The organism is Paenibacillus diazotrophicus, from assembly GCF_042610465.1.
This window is the reverse complement of sequence record NZ_JBGJZN010000001.1, coordinates 576,759-594,394: the sequence shown is the minus strand read 5'-3', so window position 1 is coordinate 594,394 and position 17,636 is coordinate 576,759. Positions and strand designations below refer to the sequence as shown.

Here is a 17,636-nt window from a genome sequence, read left to right as displayed (position 1 = left end):
CATACTACGGTTTAAGCACAACCTTGATACAATCCTCTTCTTTGTCATTGAAGATCTTATACGCATGTTCAGCTTGGCTGATCGGCAGCCGGTGAGTAATAATATCCGTAGGATCAAACACATTTTCTTTTATCATTTTATATAAAGCCGGCATGTAGTGAATCACCGGTGCCTGTCCCATCTTAAGCGTGATATTGCGTTCAAACAGATGTCCCAGCGGGAACATATTATAGTTAAGCCCATACACGCCGATCAACTGGATCGTTCCGAATTTGCGTACCACATCTGCTGCAATCCTGAACGCTCCGAGCGAACCCCCTTGAAGCATTAACGTGGTCTCCACTTTTTCCACTACCGTTTTTTTGGCATCCAGACCGACACAATCAATGACTATATCCGCTCCACCGCGCGTAATTTCCTTTAAATGGGCTTCGATATCCTTCACTTTCTCAAAATTAAAAATCTCTACATTATTAGTCTGCTTTGCATGTTGGAGACGATACGGCACATGATCTACGGCAATTACCCGGGAAGCCCCTTTCATCCAGGCGAATTTTTGCGTCAACAGCCCAACCGGCCCGCAACCCAGAACAATGACCGTATCTCCGGGCTTGACTCCTGCGTTCTCAACACCCCACCAGGCTGTCGGCACAATGTCCGAGAGAAACATGAGTTTTTCATCCTCCATCTCAGCATCCTCCGGCACGACAAATGGGCCAAAATTGCCATAAGGCACACGCAGGAGCTCCGCCTGACCACCGGCAAATCCACCATAGGAATCAGAATACCCCAGAAAACCGCCTGTATCTTTGGCATCATTGGCATGATCACATTGACTCTCCATTTCATGCTGACAGAAAAAGCACTGGCCACAGGCTACGTTGAAAGGTACAATGACACGGTCGCCCTTTTTCACCTTGGTCACATCAGGACCCACGTCCTCGACAATTCCCATCGGTTCATGCCCAATAATATAGTCATCATGCATTCCGGGGATTTCTCCATTATAGATATGAAGATCCGAACCGCAAACGGCTGTGGAAGTTATACGAACAATAATATCATCTTTTTTCTCAAGCTTTGCGTCAGCGACTTCTTTGACTTCAACTTTTCTCTTGCCTTGGTAAGTTACTGCTTTCATTATGCAACCACTCCTTCGGTAGTAGAGATATGAACCAGCAGGCCGTTACTACTTCAAGCCATACTATGTTATACCCCCAGAACCTTGCGGTTTATCCATGAAGCAGCAGTTGTGTCTATTAGAATTCCACCTCTTGCTCCTTCCGCAGCCTTACAAACCTTCCGCCTAGAAGCGAATTATGATAGTTCACGATCTCGCTACCGCGTAAACTTTCATTGTCAAAAGTACTATGCGCATCCTCAACCAACACACTGTTGTAACCTAGGCTGTAAGCTCGTCTGCAGGTCGTGTCCACACAGAACTCACTTTGCATGCCGCAGATCACCAGATGAGTGATACCTAGTTCTTGAAGCTTGTCATTCAGATTTGTCCGGTGAAAAGCATCCCAGGTAGGCTTCTCGACAATGATTTCTCCTTCCCGGGGGGTGACATGACGGCTGATCTCCCATGTGGGGGTGCCTTTGGTGTATTCTTGATCTTCCGTATGCTGAATAAACACAACTGGAACGCCAGCCGAACGGGCTTTATGCAGCAGGGAGACGATTCTGGCTGTCACGCCCTCCTCCTCATGCAGCTTCATGTCCGGATAAGAAAACATAGCCTCTTGAACGTCGATAATCATTAACGCTGTCGAATCGTTTGCCATTGGAATAATCTCTCCTTATCGAATAAATTTAACGGAGTACCTTGATCTACCAAAAGATTATACCAGATGAGCTGAAGTATAGGCTTCATTTATGTGACAGCAGTTATAAGCTGCGAACAAGACAAATACCGGACCTCCACTGTGCAGAGGTCCGGCTAAGTATTCCGGTTCATACGTAACCGGATTATTTGCCCCGTTTATTATGCCAAATCAGGGCATGCAACTGCGGCAGCACCCGCGCTCTATTCATCTCCGGATCGGCAATAACCAGATTGAACAGCCATTCCAGCCGTCCCAGCAGACGGGCCGAGATGTCTCCCTCTTCCGTAACATCCTCATTACCAGGCTGCAGGTAGAGTGGCACCTCCGGATAGCGGCCGTGGATGCTTTTCGCATATTGGTAATCTTCATCATTAAATACAACAACCTTCAGACTATGGGCAGACTTGCCTTGTATCTTCATCTTGTCCATAATACTGTCAAGCATGTCCCAATCGGTCTTCATTCCTGAGCTTGGCGGTTTGGGGCTGATGGTAAGCACATCCACCTCGTAGAACCATTCCTGCCATCTGCTTCCTTGTGTTTCGATGGCTGACTGAATACCGCGTTCATGAAGCAGATTAATAAGGGTACCCAGTCCCTCACCGATCAGCGCAGGGTTGCCCCCGGAGATGGTCACACAATCAAAATTGTTACCGGCGAGCGAAGTCAGCTCGTCCATTATCTCCTCAGGCGAGAGCATCTTCACTTTATCCTTGGCTGTACCGTCCCAGGTAAAAGCAGAATCACACCAGTTGCAGCGATAGTCGCAGCCATAGGTGCGGACGAACATGGTTTTGACACCAATGACCGCCCCTTCACCCTGGATCGTTGGACCAAACATCTCAATTACCGGTAGCTTACTCACAATCACAGCCCCCATACAGGCGGTAGGACGGCCCTTCATCAGGGATATCCGCTGCCAGCACTTCTGCCCAGGAAGTTGGTGTCTCCCACAGCTTGACGGAGTATAGCGGAAGTGAAGCCCGCTTGAGTTGATAAGCAATGTAAGCCGACATATTCTCGACTGTTGTCCGGAAAGACAGTAGTGCCACCTTCGAACCTGTGCTTACCAGTGTCTCCAATACAGGCTCATTTCCCATAGCCAGAAAAGCGTGATCCAGATGGTCCACCAGACTTTCCTTTACCGTTGCCTTGATGTCGCTGAAATCAATTACAAACCCTTCGTCAGATTGGCCTTCTCCTACAAGCGGCTTGCCTTTCAACACAACCTCCAGCTTATAGGTATGCCCGTGCAGATTGCTGCACTTCCCCTTATGTCCCACCAATTGATGAGCCGAGTCAAAAGTAAATATTTTGCATACAGATACCTCGCCCATCATCAGGAAACAACCTCGTTTCGTTCCGCTTCATACTGCGTGAGTCCCCGCTGTCGCAGCAGACAAGCCGGACAGGTGCCGCACCCGCTGCCAATAATTCCGTTATAGCAGGTCAACGTGTGTTCGCGGATATATTCAAAGAAACCGAGCTCGTCGGCCAGCTTCCATGTTTCTTTTTTGTCCAGCCACATCAGCGGTGTGTGAATGACGAACTCGTAATCCATGGATAGATTAAGAGTCACGTTCAGTGATTTCACGAATACATCCCGGCAATCCGGATATCCGCTGAAGTCAGTCTGGCATACCCCGGTAATGATGTTGGCATACCCAAGCTGTTTGGCAAGAATTGCTGCAAAAGAAAGGAACAGAAGATTTCGCCCATCCACGAACGTACTTGGCAGTTCCTCTCCTTCTCCGGCGGCAATTTCTATATCATCCCGGGTCAGTGCGTTAGGTGCAAGCTGATTCAGCAAGCCCAAATCAAGAATATGCTGCTTCACATTGAATTTCCCGGCTATTTCCTTAGCGACTTCAATCTCGGCAGCGTGGCGCTGATTATAATTGAAGGTCACCACTTGAACCTCTTCGAACTGCTGCAATGCCCACACCAGACAGGTTGTGCTGTCCTGGCCGCCGCTGAATACGACTAATGCTTTTTTGTTCATCAGTTATGGTCTCCTCTCACTAGCTACGGATTAACGGTTGTCCACTTTCTCCGGATACAGGTCATGATTGATCAGCCGGTGCTCGGCCATCGCTTCATATTTGGTTCCTGGACGTCCCCAGTTGCAGTAAGGATCGATGGAAATGCCCCCGCGCGGGGTGAATTTGCCCCATACTTCAATATATCGTGGCTCCATCAGGGAGATCAGATCATTCATAATAATATTTACACAGTCTTCATGAAAATCACCATGATTACGGAAGCTGAACAGATAGAGCTTCAGTGACTTGGACTCGACCATTTTTTGCTCCGGAATGTATGAGATGTACATGGCGCCGAAATCCGGCTGACCGGTCACGGGACACAGGCTTGTAAACTCCGGACAATTGAATTTGACAAAATAATCGCGGCCGGGGTGTTTGTTATCAAATACCTCCAGAATGTCCGGATCATAGCCGAATTTATAAGTTGTACCTTGATTGCCCAGCAGGGTGACCTCCTGCATTTCCTCTTTTACTCTGCCTTCTGACATGACAAAAAACCCCTCTCTTTTCCTCCGGTGTTATCCGGAACTGGAAAGAAGAACGAGTTTCGAAAACTTGGCTCTACTAAGAAGATACGCCTCCAGTCTAATCTGACGGATATGCATACTGACTGACAGGCGCTGTCTTTTTTGCGCACAGCATAACAGCAAAAGAAGCACAGGCGGCTGCCTACACTTTTCCTGAACCCTTGATACGGGATAAGTTATGCCAAAACGGCTTAGTTTTTTATAGAGGGAGTTCGCGAACCTCTCCTGTGGCTCAAGGCCCAGAATTCTTCTTTATGATAATACTAGCGAATTGAACTATACCATGTATGGCGGTCGGTTGACAACCCTCACAGATTATCCAAAATCAGAGAACAGAGCATGCCCATTGCGGCAACAAGTCCGGTCAGCGGCCCGCCTTCCTCATATGCTTCCGGCATCATACTGGAGGACACCATAGAGATAATTCCTCCTCCGGCAAAAGAGGCTATCAGCGCGGTCGTAGAACCGCTGGCATGATCCATGAACAGATATCCCGCACCCGATGCCACTGAAGACATCAATAAGACGCTGAGCCACAGCAAGACGATCTTCCCTTTGCTGTAGTTGTCCTGCTTAAGTCCTGAAGTACTGGACAGCCCTTCAGGAATATTACTGATGAAGATGGCAGCTACCAGCAGCATGCTTACCCCTTGGCCGGAGATTAGACTGGCACCAATCATTATTGATTCTGGAATAGCATCTAGCACAGTTCCTGCAAAAATAGCCATTCCGCTGCCCTGCACCTTCTTACTGCTGCTGTCTCTGCCGGAACGTTTGCGGCCCGCGCCGCCCTTGCGCGAGATATACCAGTCAAACAGTGTGAACACAACTGCACCGGCCAAGAATCCGATAATGGTAGGATTCAGTCCACCTTCAGCGGCGGAATCATCCAGAAGCTCATACGCCGCTGCACCAATGAGTACCCCAGTACCAAATGCCATAATGAATCCAATCAGCTTTTTCGGAATCGGCAGATATAAAGCCAGCAATGCTCCAAGCAGGACCGCAGAGCCGGAAATAGCTCCCCATAACAGTGCACTCCACAATAGGTTCACCTTCCTTGGCCAATGTAGTTTAAGTATAAAATAGAAGTGCCTGATAGTAGTTTACACTCGAAAAGGAAATTACAATCAGCTGCAGGTCTGAATGAGTTTTTGTTAACTTCATTAATCTTTAATTCACTTAATTCATCTTTCACCTTCACCTGTCTAATGCATTCACAGAAGCATGGATTCAATTTCGAAGAAAAGGGTAACTTAACTTCTATAATCTCCTTGATAAGGATGGGATCAACTGATGGATCAAAGTGTACAGAAATTAATGGATTGGCTGACCGCCCAAGGGGGCGAAACTCTGGTTATTGACAAGCAAGAGATGAAGGATCTGGACACCGTCCACTTCAATCTGGAAACCGTGGATTATCGGGATGCCGAAGATGTCATTGATGAATATCTGGATAGTGCTCTGATTCTGCGAGGCACTGGCAACACTATTAACCGGGACGGCGAGCTTGTCCCCCTGCCCCAGTTGAATTACGAGATTGCTGTCAGCGGGCTTCAACTGGATGAAGTTAATGACGAGCGGGTTGAACTTCGGACGGACAGAGCCAAATATTCCATCTCCAAAAGCTGAATACTGCCCACTATAAAATAACAAAACAGGACGCATCCAATTGACTGCGTCCTGTGATATGTTAATTATTCTTCTCCGATAATCTCTACCTCTGTCTCTAACTCTACTCCGAACTTATCCTTGACTGTAGACTGAACATGGTGAATCAACCCTATATAATCCTTGGCCGTTGCTTGATTGGTATTAACAATGAATCCCGCATGCTTAAGTGAAACTTCAGCTCCGCCGATTCTTGTTCCCTGAAGCCCGCTCTCCTGAATCAACTGCCCGGCAAATCTCCCGGGGGGACGCTTAAAGACGCTTCCGCAGGAGGGATACTCCAATGGCTGCTTGGATTCGCGTTGGCAGGTCAAATCGTCCATGACCGCTTTGATATTCGCAGGATCACCTGGTTGCAAAGCAAACCGGGCCTCCAATACAATGAATTCGCCACTGGCGAAGACACTTTTACGGTATCCCCATTCCAGCTCATCCCCTTGAAGAGTCACTAGCCGCCCTGCTTTACTGATAGCAAGTGCACTATGCAGCACATCTTTGACCTCTCCGCCGTATGCGCCAGCATTCATATACAGCGCTCCACCTACAGTTCCCGGAATTCCGCAGGCGAACTCAAGTCCTGCAAGACTTTTCTCCAAAGCAAATCGGGAAACATCGATAATCTTTGCACCACACTGGGCGTAAAGCAAATTATCCCTTATTCCCATATCGGTTAAGTCTGCAGTCTGCAGGACAATCCCGCGAATCCCTCCGTCACGGATAATGACATTCGAGCCGTTCCCCAGAACGGTCAATGGAATGTCGTTTACACGGGCATATGTAACAATGGACTGAAGTTCCTCATATGTCGCAGGTATCGTAAGAATGTCGGCCTGCCCGCCGATACGCGTAAATACATAACCTTGCAGCGCCTCCCCGCGCTTGACCACTCCAGTCGGAACCAGCTGCTGCAGATCCTCATATATTTTGCTGATATTCATGTTCAGTGCTCCTTCGACTCCATAAAAATAATATTCCTTGATTCACTGTATAATCGTTAACTAGGGCAACCACAACTTTAACAACGAACAGGCTCCCTTGTCAATGACGGGAGCCTGTTGCCAACTGCATATATTATCATTATGAGTCACATTTCACATTTATAACCTATTACACCCCAACTGCACTGAATGCCGCCAGTTCATAAGGCAGACAGAGAGGCACACCGGTCCGCGGATCACGTACAATATCCGCTTCAATACCAAATACTTCCCGCAGCACATCAGGTGTCATTACTTCAGCCGGAGGGCCTTCACTGATCACATGTCCGGATTTGATCGCTACCATATGCTGAGCATAACGGGAAGCATGATTCAAATCATGCACTACCATAATAATGGTACGGCCTTTTTCCTGATTCAGCTTCTGCAGCAGATGGAGAACCTCCAGCTGGTGTGCCATATCCAGAAAAGTTGTCGGTTCATCCAGAAACAGAATATCCGTCTGCTGGGCCAGTGCCATCGCAATCCAGGCCCGCTGACGTTGCCCTCCGGATAGACGGTCAATGGGACGGTCGTGGAACTCTTCCATACCCGTCACTGAGATCGCATTTGCAATAATACTATGATCTTCCGGAGTAAGCGTACCAAAGCCCTTTTGATGCGGATAGCGGCCATAACTTACCAGTTCTGATACAGTAAGTCCATCCGGTGCAGTGGGGTTCTGCGGCAGGATCGCCAGCTGCCGGGCTACTTCTTTGGTCGACAGATTATGGATCGACTTACCGTCCAGCATCACACTGCCGCTCTTAGGCTTCATGATACGCGCCATTGTCTTGAGAATGGTAGATTTCCCGGAACCGTTCGCCCCTACCAGGGCTGTGATTTTCCCTGTTGGAAGAGACAGGTTCAGTCCTTTGACAATCAATGCCTCCGCATATCCAATACTTAACTGCTCTGTGTTCAAACGTTCCGGCATCCTCTTCACTCCTATACATCAATAGAATCCTATATGTAATATCCGATCTGGTCAAAGAATTGTCTGTTACGTCTCACTCCATTAAATGATATTGATTCTCATTATCTATGTCAACATAAATATTTAGTTTTTACACGCAACTGTTTATCTTCACAGATGCTGTGTAAGGTTTTCCAGTGAAATTCTCCACTCTCCTTCACAATACTCTATTTTATGTATACTTGTGTAAGAAGCCGAAAATGCTTTTCGGGTCTTGTTAGTCCATTCCAATCCTCTCAAAATATGATAGATTATATTAATGACTCCACCATGCGTAACAACGATTACATTTTCAACAGGATGGTTTCGCACTTGTTCTTCACATAGTAGGGTAAATGTTTCTTTTATACGTGTAAAAAATTCAATGGGACTTTCTCCGCCAGGATAACGTTCATCCATCCGTAAACCCGAGAAGTACAGATTAGGGTATCGTTCATCCACAATTTCATTGGGCATGCCTGCAATAACCCCATTGTTCGTTTCTCTCCAATCTTCGCTGCTTTCAACTCGAAATCCTAGTGCTCTGGAGATCTCATTTGCTGTATCTAATGCCCGTTGCAAATCGCTGCTTAGGATACGATGTATATTAAAGGACGATTGGTTTTCCTTAAGGTAAAGCCCCAGCTTCTCCGATTGCCGATATCCCTCAACAACGAGTCCTCTTTGACTCCACCCTCCACGAAATCCTTCATCATCAATTCCATGTCTTATGAAATAAATGGCCATTTGCATCTCCCCTTCTATTATTTCGGATAGGCATAATAATACCATATTAATATAAAATTCACTTTCACCTTTTCTTCTTAATACAAAGGCTATGTTAAATTTCAATGTTGATTTTGGGTTAAAATTGAACCACCTTCCTTAGAGAAGGTGGTTCAATTTTATTTTACATGACTATCCATAAGTTTTTCCCATTCCTCAAAAGACAACTTATCAGTAATATGTTTTAAGTCATCTGAAACTGGAACATAACATATTAATTCTAAACTATTACCGTCTGGGTCATTAAAATAAACGGAAGCGTTACCTTGATTCGGACGAATAAATGGCTCAATAGATGTTCTTCTGCCAAATGGTACAGCTTCAACTTGAATTGATTCTAACCATTTTAAAGACTTTTTCAAATCTTCATATGATACTCGAAAAGCAATATGTCGTAATGAAGGATGGTAAGGGGTCTTATACTCATCTCCTTGCCATAAACCCAACCAACTTTTTCCCTCTTCTATCCAAAAGAAAGCAGTGTCATCATCTCGCCAAGCAAAACCCAAACCCAATTTCTTATAAAATTCTATCGAAACTTCTAAATTTCTTACTGGTAAATGTGCCTCATATATTCCTTTTATCATTTCACACACACCTTTTGTTATTATAAATTTCACAAGCATCGTCAGTTTATTCAGCAAGATAAAGCCGACAGTCGAAGTTTGTTGTTCGTTTCTGTCACCGTAAATAGGCATGATTTGACCAGCATATTTTTCTTATTCGATGAGGTATTCTCATATTCCTTGCTGTCTATATATCGAAACCACGCCAGATAATTATGCAAATATTTCGTTGCAACACCATTAAATCGGTCCATCCATTTCTTTAAGCGACTGTGATAGCTATTTACGTTTTGGATATGGTACACGCCCTTCACACGCTGTTTACCATCGGACTTGAAACGGTAATGAGCTAAGCCTTTAGTATTTGCGTACGAACTGAACGCTCTCCACGAATCGGTACAAAGAACATTTGAGTCGGATAGATGTTCGCCAATCGCTTCATCCAACTTCGTTGTCTTAATACGCCCACGTCCAAGAACGCCAGAGTAGGTCATCTTTTGACGGTCACGGGCTACAAGGACACAAACCTGGTCGTTGCTTATGCCACGATATTTGGATTTGCCGCCACGTTTTCGAGGCTTACGTCCAACGATATTCTGCTTGCCTTTTTCAGAGAATAGAAAATAGGTTTCGTCCATTTCGACGATACCTTGGAACGCTTCAGTTGGTATTTGCTTAAGAGCGGCGAGAATCTTATGTCGCCAGTAAAACAAGGTGACATGTGTGACTTCATCGGTTAACTGCTTTGCACATTTTCTAAGAGAAAAGCCCTCAATCATGCATTCAATAAAACGAACCCACATATGAGGTCGCCTCGTTCGTTGCAAAGGGGTGTTCGTAAGGTCATTGAACGTTTGGCGACAGGACTTACAACGGTAACGCTGACGTTTGACCTCTCCAGCACGTGTTTTTACTAGGTACTTGCCGAACCGAACAACGGAATGGCTTTTGCAATGCGGGCAAACAAGCCCATCTTTGTGCTTCTGCTCTTGTATCTCATCAATTGCTCTTACAGGAGCCAACATGCCCTTGGTTTGGGACTGCAAGAAATAGATAAGCTCCCGCTTGCTGCTATCGTCCAAAGTATCGGCAAGCTTCTTCAGTTCCTTTAAATCCATAGGTAAATCATCTCCGAAAAATGATATTACCTTTATTATAGAACGTTTGTTCGTAATAATCAAATATCAACAATAAGGTTTAACATAGCCAATACAAAAGAGCCGCTCCCGAAGTATCCGGAAACAGCCCTGTTAATGTAATACATCTATTTATTTATGCAAATGATAAGGCACTGTCGCTACGATGATATCTTTTTGATTCATCAGATAAGAGCGGATGAACAAGCTGGTCTGGTTATGCAGGATCGCCTGCCACCAATGCTTCGTAATAAACTGCGGAATGAGTACCGTGATATGGTCGGTAGAAGCGGTCTTCCACTCCACTGTATCAATGAACTTGACAAGCGGACGAAGAATGCTGCGATACCGGGAACGTAGTACAATTAAGCGCACTCCCGGATTCCATTCCTCCCACTTCTGTTCCATTTTGTTAATTTCTTCTTCATCAAATCCAACATACACGGCTACCACATTATCCGTTAAGGACTTGGCATAGCTGATGGAATGCAGAACTGCACGGGTTACACCTGCGACAGGAACAACTACGGTGCTTCCTTTGATACAAGGTTTATCCGTTTCCGGACAAATACGCAGCTGATCTGCTGTATTGAGATAATGGCGGTGAATCCGGTGGAACACGAACATTACAACCGGCAGGAAGATAAAGGCCATCCATACACTCGAGAACTTCGTGATGATAAAGATCAGAGTAATGGTCAGGGTAGTAAGCATCCCCACCGTATTCACAGCAAATTTATTTTGCCAGCCTTTAGGTTTGGATTTATACCAGTGCACCATCATACCAAGCTGGGACAGGGTAAAAGGAATGAATACACCCACTGCATACAAAGGAATCAGACTTTCTGTATTTCCATGAAAAGCAGCGACAAGCAGGGCTGATAATACACCCAAGAAGATAATGCCGTTAGAGAAGCCCAAACGGTCGCCTCGGACCATAAAGGCATGGGGCAGATATTTATCTTTGGCAAACATAAACGCCAGCAGCGGGAAAGCTGAGTAAGCCGTATTGGCTGCAAGGAAGAGAATTACAGCAGTAATCCCTTGAATGAAGAAGTACAAACCACCGCGTCCAAAAGTAGATTCAGCAATTTGGGATACAACTGTAGCTTTGGTATCCGGTGTAATTCCGTACCAGTAGGCGAGCAGCGTGATTCCTGTAAACATACTTCCAAGGATAATTCCCATCATCATCAAGGTTTTGGCCGCATTTCTCTCAGCAGGTGCCTTGAAGTTTGGAATTGCGTTCGATACCGCCTCTACTCCTGTAAGGGCCGAACAGCCGGAGCTGAAGGCTTTAAGCAGTAAAAACAAACTGACATTCGATACAGCAGCCCCGATTTCTGGAACATTGGCATGGGCTCCGCCGGTTGCATATTTGAATATTCCCGCAATGATCAACACGAAGATCGATACTACGAACAGATACACAGGAATAGCAATGAACGATGCAGATTCCGTAACGCCTCGTAGGTTGACAAGGGTCAAGAGCAGAATAACGGTTACGGCGATTAGAACACTATGATTATGAAGATTAGGAAAAGCGGATGTGATCGCATCCGTCCCTGCCGACGCACTAACCGCAACGGTCAAAATATAGTCGACCAGAAGCGATCCGCCTGCTAAGAGTCCAGTAGGAACCCCGAGGTTGCTCTTGGCAACGATATACGCGCCTCCGCCTTGCGGATAAGCAAAAATAGTCTGGCGATAGGATAAAATCAAAATAGCCAGCAAGCCCAATACGGCTAATGCAATTGGCAATGAGTACCAGATAGCTGTGAAGCCTGCGGCTACCAGCACAATCAGGATTTGTTCCGTTCCGTAGGCTACAGACGAGAGCGCATCAGAAGACAGGACAGCCAGTGCTTTCACCTTGGATAACTTTTCATGATCGAGTTCGTTCGACTTCATCGGACGCCCGATCAATAGTCGTTTTACCTTGCTTACCATTGTAGTAACAGTTCCTCTCTTTGCTTACGTTGAAACGGTAATACCGTGCGCTGTTTTCATTGGTGGATTTCATAAATGCAGGCACAAAAATAAGCATACGGAAATGATCCGCATGCTTACGCATCGTCATTATCCCACCGTTGCTTACGAGGTTAGCTGGCGGATTCGGGCTGTGGTAGCCCTACGGTTATAGCCCTTGCGGACCGTTCCCGATTCACCCCTTTGGCGCTTGGCCAATGTTGGTTCCCCCGTTTTTCCTTACAGAAAATTCAGCGCATATTCAACTTCTCACAAGGTCTAATGATAGTCTACAATGCCTCTTCCGTAAAGCGGTGAAAAAAATGAAAAAAGAATGAAAAAACATCCAATTTACGCAAAACAAAGATGAGGGATATAGCGATCTTTCATTCTCTGCGAATATCCCTTCATACCGGGTTTTTTCATGATTTTTATCTATATTTGTGTCAGAAATTTCAGGAATGATTGCCCTCTATATTCTGCTGTGGCTCTGTCTAGTCTACGGTGTCCTCTTTACGCCCGGTCCAGAGCAAAATCGTGATTAGAGCAAATGCGATCAGGGCAAGCAAAGGGATCGTAATGAACCCGAAAAAATTAAGATAATCTTTATTACAGGGTACGCCAATCGTACATGGGAGCACCTTGCTGAGTGCAGGAATCTTCTGCTCGGCATAATGATAAACACTTATGCTACCCCCAATTAGACTTAAAGGAAGCACATAAGGAATTATCTTTTTGTCATTCCGGTATGTGGCAATGCCCAGCAGGATGAGCTGCGGGTACATAAATATACGCTGGAACCAGCACAGCTTACATGGCTCGTACTTTAGGACCTCGCTAAGATACAAGCTTCCCGCTACCGCAATAACGGACACGAACCAGGCCAGATAGAGACAGTGGCGCCTGCAGAACGTAGAGAACTTCATCACTCGGCGCTCACTGCTTCGGAAGCAGACTTCATCTGTGCATCTATGGCTTCCATATTGAATGGCTCCTCTACTTTGTATCCATTAATAAATACAGTAGGTGTGGAGGTGACTCCGGTATCCTTGGCAAGAGTAATATCCTTTTGCAGTTCACTTTCATAGGTCCGTTCCTTGATATCCTTGCGCAACAGATCTAAATCAATGGGCAGCTTTTCCTTCTCTGCCAGATTCACCAGAAAATCCTGTGTAGCCCATTCAGCATTTTCATCCCCTTGATTCGCATAAATTGCATCGTAATACTTCCAGAAAGCATCACTATTCTGATGGTATACCGAGAGGGCTGCCAGAGAGGCCGTTTCAGAATCCGGACCGATAAAGGCCATATTTACGAAGTAAATAGCTGCTTTATTCTGATTCACATATTCCTGGGCCAGCTGTGGCTTGATGACACCTGCAAAATTGGCACACGCCGGGCATTTGAAATCACCGAATTCGACGATTTTAACCGGTGCATCCGCTTTGCCCAGTCTTGGAAGCTCACTGTAATTGAATTGAACCGCTTCGCCTGAACCTGCATTGGAAGAAGAGTCCTTCGATGCCAAAAGAATAAGCACGGTGAAAATAATCACTACAATGGCCACTGTGCTAATAATCAGGATTCTCGTTTTCTGCTTGTCCTGTTCCTGTTGTGCCCTGCGTTTCTCCGCTTTGCTTAATTGGGGAAGCATGACATTGTTTTTATTTGATTTGTTCAAATGAGAGTTCCTTTCTGTCCCGTCGGGACTGTTGTGATGAAGGTATTTCCTTTAAAATTATATAATTAAAACTCTCTTATTGGCAAACCTCCTGTTGAGGAATAGGTTCCATCCGCTGCAGAGGGATTCTGAAGCTAAAAACACTCCCCCCGCCTGTGGCATTTTCCGACCAAATGCTTCCCTCCATAAGTTCTACGAGTTTCTTGCAGATCGCCAGCCCGAGACCTGTGCCGGGATATTTGCGGGTATGGGAAGCATCTGCCTGGGAGAATGGCTGAAACAACATTTTATACTTATCCGGCGTGATCCCAATCCCTGTATCCTTCACCGTGAATTCAAGAACCATAGACGCACCCAGAGCGCTGTATGGAGCTACGGATACTGTTATCCCCCCATGATGAGTAAACTTGACTGCATTGCCGATTAGATTAACCAAAATCTGCCGGATGCGCGCGCTGTCGCCTATGAACAATTCCGGAACGGCGGGGTCCAGCTGAAGTGACATTGCCAATTCTTTTTGGGTGGCAGCAACCTTGAAAAGGTTCACACACTCCCGCATCAATACAGGAAGATTGAAATCCGTTTTTACCAGCAGTATGTTTTCTGCTTCCAGGCGGGATATATCCAGAACATCGTTCATCACATTCAACAGGGCATGACTACTCGTATATTGAAGTTTTAATAAGTCCAGTTGCTCAGGAACTGTAATTTCCTCGGCGAGCAGCTGGTTAATGCCAATAATGCCGTTAAGGGGTGTACGGATTTCATGACTCATCGTAGCCAGGAATTCAGTTTTCATCCGCGCAGCGCTTTCAGCGGCATTTTTGGCGATTAGAAGCTCTTTCTGTTGTTCAGCTAGCGCTGTGATGTCTTCTGCAATAATATAGATGAAGTTCTCTTTTTCGCTCATTAAAGGAAAGACAGTAACACTGCAGATCAACTTGCTTCCGTTTTTAGTTTTTACGTTTACTTCAAGCTTCCCGGACTGCCCGGCTGCAGCACGCTTTATGACTGATTTGAGCGCTTGTGCATCCCGGGTACTGAATAACACATTCTTATAGTCGCTCAACTCCTCTTGGCCGTAACCCGTTGTCCGCCTTAACGAAGGATTAGCACTGATCACCTTTTTGCCTAATGGGTCGATGCATATCACCATATCTGGGCTGAACTCAAATAAGGCAGAGTAGCGCTGCTCATTAAACTGTGAAGTAAATATCACCTGTTTCCTATCTTTATACATAAGAATTAGCACAACAATGACAACCAGCAGAAACGTACCGGCTAGGATCATTCCCAGCATCGAATCATTCAGAAGGGGAGTTCTGCCAGTGTACATAGAGGGTTCTGTGTTGACATAAGAAGCTCCAGCCATAGCTATATAATTCGTTCCCGACATTACTGCAGTGAGGAGCAGAATAAGCTTGGTTTTGGCTGCAGAAAACATATTATACCGCTGCTCTATCCACCTGAAGTTATAGGAGGCTGCAACCACAGGAATGGCAAGCGAGAGTATTAAAGAACCGAATATTGATAACATGCTCTGTTCAAAAGCCGCTGAATATTGCATAGCCATCATCCCGCTGTAATGCATGATCAGGATACCGCTGCTGAATAAACAGCCGCCCAAGGCGAGATTTGACTTGCTCCTGCGCGTACGGGGATTATTGAATATCATTAGAAGCACAAAAGACGCCGCTATAGGCACGGCCAGTGAAAATAACAGCAGAAGCAGATCATAAGACATGCTGTTCCCGGGCTTAACTGCACTCATGCTAATATAGTGCATACTCCATACCCCAATTCCAAGACTGCTGGCGCTCAATAGGACATAGAACACACTTCTTTTTTTACGTACCATTCTTTCAGTAAGCTCCACTGCTATGAAGCTGGATAGCCATGCTATTACAATAGAAAAGAGGGCCAGCAGCTCGCTGTAAAATGAGTGATTCGTCATCGGCCACTCTCCTTTCTTATTTTAAAAAGAATGTAATCCTGTCAGTTACACTCTTTTTACCCTGTGCGAAACGACTCGAATCGACAAAAATCTCTATGCTTTATGGGATTTTATGTATAAAAAAAGACACAGCGTTTGCTTCACGCCATGCCTTGGAACAAGAGTTAGGTTATCCTCAAGCTCCTGCCTCTTCAGCCAGAAACTCGATCTTCATTACCTTGATACGGGATATTCGTTTGTTGTCTGTTTCTTCTACCACAAATAGATGATTGTCAAATTCAACGGTCTGCCCCTTTTGCGGCGGATTGACTTCTAGCTTGGAATACAACCAGCCGCCAATCGTATCATAGTCATCCGTTTCCATGTTCAACCCGAGCCGGTCGTTGATCTCCTCAATCAGCATCAAGCCGTCAATGGAGAATTCATGATCTCCCAGCTTCTCTACCCCCGGGCGCTCCTCGTCGAATTCATCCTGAATTTCACCGACAATCTCCTCCATAATATCTTCAAGTGTAACCATACCGGAGGTACCGCCGTATTCATCAATCAGAATCGCGATTTGCGTCTTCGCACGCTGCATGACTTTGAGAAGTGCACTAATCTGAATCGATTCCGGTACGGTAAGAATGGGACGAATCAATTCATTGTATTTGGGTGCATTGTCCCGGATCAGATCCTTGATGTGAATAAATCCAAGGATGTGATCCTTATCCCCGTCGCAGACCGGATACCGTGTACGCATCCCGTCAAAGGCAATTTCCATATTTTCTTCAACCGTCAGATTATTGTTCAGACAGATCATTTCCGTGCGCGGAATCATGATTTCGCGTGCCATCGTATCAGCAAACTCAAAGATGTTATCCACCAGGGTCATTTCCGTATTATCGATTAGTCCGCTCTTGTTGCTCTCCTGCATAATGATGCGGATTTCTTCCTCCGTATGCGCTGTTGCCAGCTCTGACGCAGGCGATAAGCGGAATATCCGCAGCAGACTGCTGGCCAGACCTTTGACGATCCAGATAAAAGGATACATGATCCGGAAGAAAACATTCATTGCACCAGCAGTTAGCAGAAGTACCGCTTCAGCTTTGTTCACTGCAATTGTCTTGGGAGCAAGTTCACCGAGCACAATATGCAGAACTGTGATGAACATAAAAGCAATAATCAGCGAAATCACATATACTGAAGTTTCGCCAAATCCAAGGCTTGTTACAAGGGGTCCCACAATCATGGCGATTGCCGGTTCACCCAGCCAACCAAGTGCCAGAGAAGCAAGAGTGATGCCGAGCTGACAGGCGGACAGATAACCATCCAGATTGTGTACGATATTACTTGCTGCCACTGCTTGTTTGCTGCCTTCCTCCATCAGGGAATCAATGCGTCCGCTTCGTACTTTCACCATCGCATATTCAACCGAAACAAAAAAGCCATTAAACAGCACCAACAAAATAATAAGACCTACATGTAATATACCGGGTAAAGGGTCGCTCAATTTATACTCCTATCCACCGTCTCCACGATTCAGGCGGATAGGCCCACCT

Annotated in this window: 18 protein-coding genes and 2 riboswitches; of the genes, 1 reads left to right on the top strand and 17 read right to left on the bottom strand. The window is 45.8% G+C overall.

Annotation, left to right across the window (positions count from 1 at the left end; translation table 11 throughout):
* Positions 1–4 precede the first annotated feature (4 nt).
* The 7 genes from ACAN54_RS02645 to ACAN54_RS02615 form a co-directional block, all read right to left on the bottom strand.
* Positions 5–1,141 carry a zinc-dependent alcohol dehydrogenase gene (locus ACAN54_RS02645; RefSeq protein WP_379152122.1) on the bottom strand — a complete coding sequence of 379 codons (1,137 nt, stop codon included), beginning with the start codon at positions 1,139–1,141 and terminating at the stop codon, positions 5–7.
* 118 nt (positions 1,142–1,259) lie between these two features.
* Positions 1,260–1,787: a cysteine hydrolase family protein gene (locus ACAN54_RS02640; protein WP_379152119.1), complete on the bottom strand. Its 528-nt coding sequence runs from the start codon at positions 1,785–1,787 to the stop codon at positions 1,260–1,262.
* Positions 1,788–1,971: 184 nt separating this feature from the next.
* Positions 1,972–2,694: a 7-carboxy-7-deazaguanine synthase QueE gene (queE, locus tag ACAN54_RS02635; protein ID WP_379152116.1), complete on the bottom strand. Its 723-nt coding sequence runs from the start codon at positions 2,692–2,694 to the stop codon at positions 1,972–1,974.
* Complete coding sequence (locus ACAN54_RS02630; protein WP_379152113.1) at positions 2,687–3,166, bottom strand: 6-pyruvoyl trahydropterin synthase family protein; 480 nt, start codon at positions 3,164–3,166, stop codon at positions 2,687–2,689. Before ACAN54_RS02630 ends, queE begins: the two co-directional genes overlap by 8 nt.
* Before the next feature lie 2 nt (positions 3,167–3,168).
* Complete coding sequence (queC, locus tag ACAN54_RS02625; protein ID WP_379152110.1) at positions 3,169–3,831, bottom strand: 7-cyano-7-deazaguanine synthase QueC; 663 nt, start codon at positions 3,829–3,831, stop codon at positions 3,169–3,171.
* Positions 3,832–3,861: 30 nt separating this feature from the next.
* Positions 3,862–4,362 carry a preQ(1) synthase gene (queF, locus tag ACAN54_RS02620; protein WP_379152107.1) on the bottom strand — a complete coding sequence of 167 codons (501 nt, stop codon included), beginning with the start codon at positions 4,360–4,362 and terminating at the stop codon, positions 3,862–3,864.
* 224 nt (positions 4,363–4,586) lie between these two features.
* Positions 4,587–4,630, bottom strand: a riboswitch (PreQ1 riboswitch).
* 79 nt (positions 4,631–4,709) lie between these two features.
* Positions 4,710–5,447 carry a ZIP family metal transporter gene (locus tag ACAN54_RS02615; protein ID WP_379152103.1) on the bottom strand — a complete coding sequence of 246 codons (738 nt, stop codon included), beginning with the start codon at positions 5,445–5,447 and terminating at the stop codon, positions 4,710–4,712.
* A gap of 250 nt (positions 5,448–5,697) precedes the next feature.
* Between ACAN54_RS02615 and ymzB the strand changes: the two genes are divergently transcribed.
* Positions 5,698–6,033 (top strand): protein YmzB, encoded by a 336-nt coding sequence (ymzB, locus tag ACAN54_RS02610; protein WP_379152100.1) that lies wholly within the window; start codon positions 5,698–5,700, stop codon positions 6,031–6,033.
* A 65-nt stretch (positions 6,034–6,098) separates the two neighbouring features.
* Here ymzB and murB read toward each other — a convergent pair whose 3' ends face one another.
* The 10 genes from murB to ACAN54_RS02560 form a co-directional block, all read right to left on the bottom strand.
* Positions 6,099–7,010: a UDP-N-acetylmuramate dehydrogenase gene (gene murB / locus ACAN54_RS02605; RefSeq protein ID WP_379152097.1), complete on the bottom strand. Its 912-nt coding sequence runs from the start codon at positions 7,008–7,010 to the stop codon at positions 6,099–6,101.
* Positions 7,011–7,179: 169 nt separating this feature from the next.
* The gene (locus ACAN54_RS02600; protein WP_379152094.1) at positions 7,180–7,986 is read right to left on the bottom strand and encodes an ABC transporter ATP-binding protein; all 807 of its coding nucleotides are present in this window, start codon (positions 7,984–7,986) and stop codon (positions 7,180–7,182) included.
* A 150-nt stretch (positions 7,987–8,136) separates the two neighbouring features.
* Positions 8,137–8,856, bottom strand: a complete 720-nt coding sequence (locus ACAN54_RS02595) for a histidine phosphatase family protein (protein WP_379152089.1) — start codon at positions 8,854–8,856, stop codon at positions 8,137–8,139.
* Between the two features lie 53 nt (positions 8,857–8,909).
* Positions 8,910–9,377, bottom strand: coding sequence for a VOC family protein (locus ACAN54_RS02590; protein ID WP_379154121.1), 468 nt, complete (start codon positions 9,375–9,377; stop codon positions 8,910–8,912).
* A gap of 50 nt (positions 9,378–9,427) precedes the next feature.
* Entirely contained in the window at positions 9,428–10,474 is a 1,047-nt protein-coding gene (locus ACAN54_RS02585; protein WP_379152085.1) for an IS1595 family transposase, read from the bottom strand.
* Positions 10,475–10,624: 150 nt separating this feature from the next.
* Complete coding sequence (locus ACAN54_RS02580; RefSeq protein ID WP_379152082.1) at positions 10,625–12,442, bottom strand: APC family permease; 1,818 nt, start codon at positions 12,440–12,442, stop codon at positions 10,625–10,627.
* Between the two features lie 126 nt (positions 12,443–12,568).
* A riboswitch (cyclic di-AMP (ydaO/yuaA leader) is annotated at positions 12,569–12,727 on the bottom strand.
* A gap of 227 nt (positions 12,728–12,954) precedes the next feature.
* Positions 12,955–13,386 carry a disulfide oxidoreductase gene (locus ACAN54_RS02575; protein WP_379154119.1) on the bottom strand — a complete coding sequence of 144 codons (432 nt, stop codon included), beginning with the start codon at positions 13,384–13,386 and terminating at the stop codon, positions 12,955–12,957.
* On the bottom strand, positions 13,386–14,141 hold the full coding sequence (locus tag ACAN54_RS02570; protein WP_379152079.1) for a DsbA family protein: 756 nt from the start codon (positions 14,139–14,141) through the stop codon (positions 13,386–13,388). The genes ACAN54_RS02575 and ACAN54_RS02570 overlap by 1 nt, the downstream gene beginning before the upstream one ends.
* Before the next feature lie 76 nt (positions 14,142–14,217).
* On the bottom strand, positions 14,218–16,095 hold the full coding sequence (locus ACAN54_RS02565) for an ATP-binding protein (RefSeq protein ID WP_379152076.1): 1,878 nt from the start codon (positions 16,093–16,095) through the stop codon (positions 14,218–14,220).
* Between the two features lie 175 nt (positions 16,096–16,270).
* Positions 16,271–17,587 carry a hemolysin family protein gene (locus tag ACAN54_RS02560; protein WP_379152073.1) on the bottom strand — a complete coding sequence of 439 codons (1,317 nt, stop codon included), beginning with the start codon at positions 17,585–17,587 and terminating at the stop codon, positions 16,271–16,273.
* Positions 17,588–17,636: the final 49 nt, after the last annotated feature.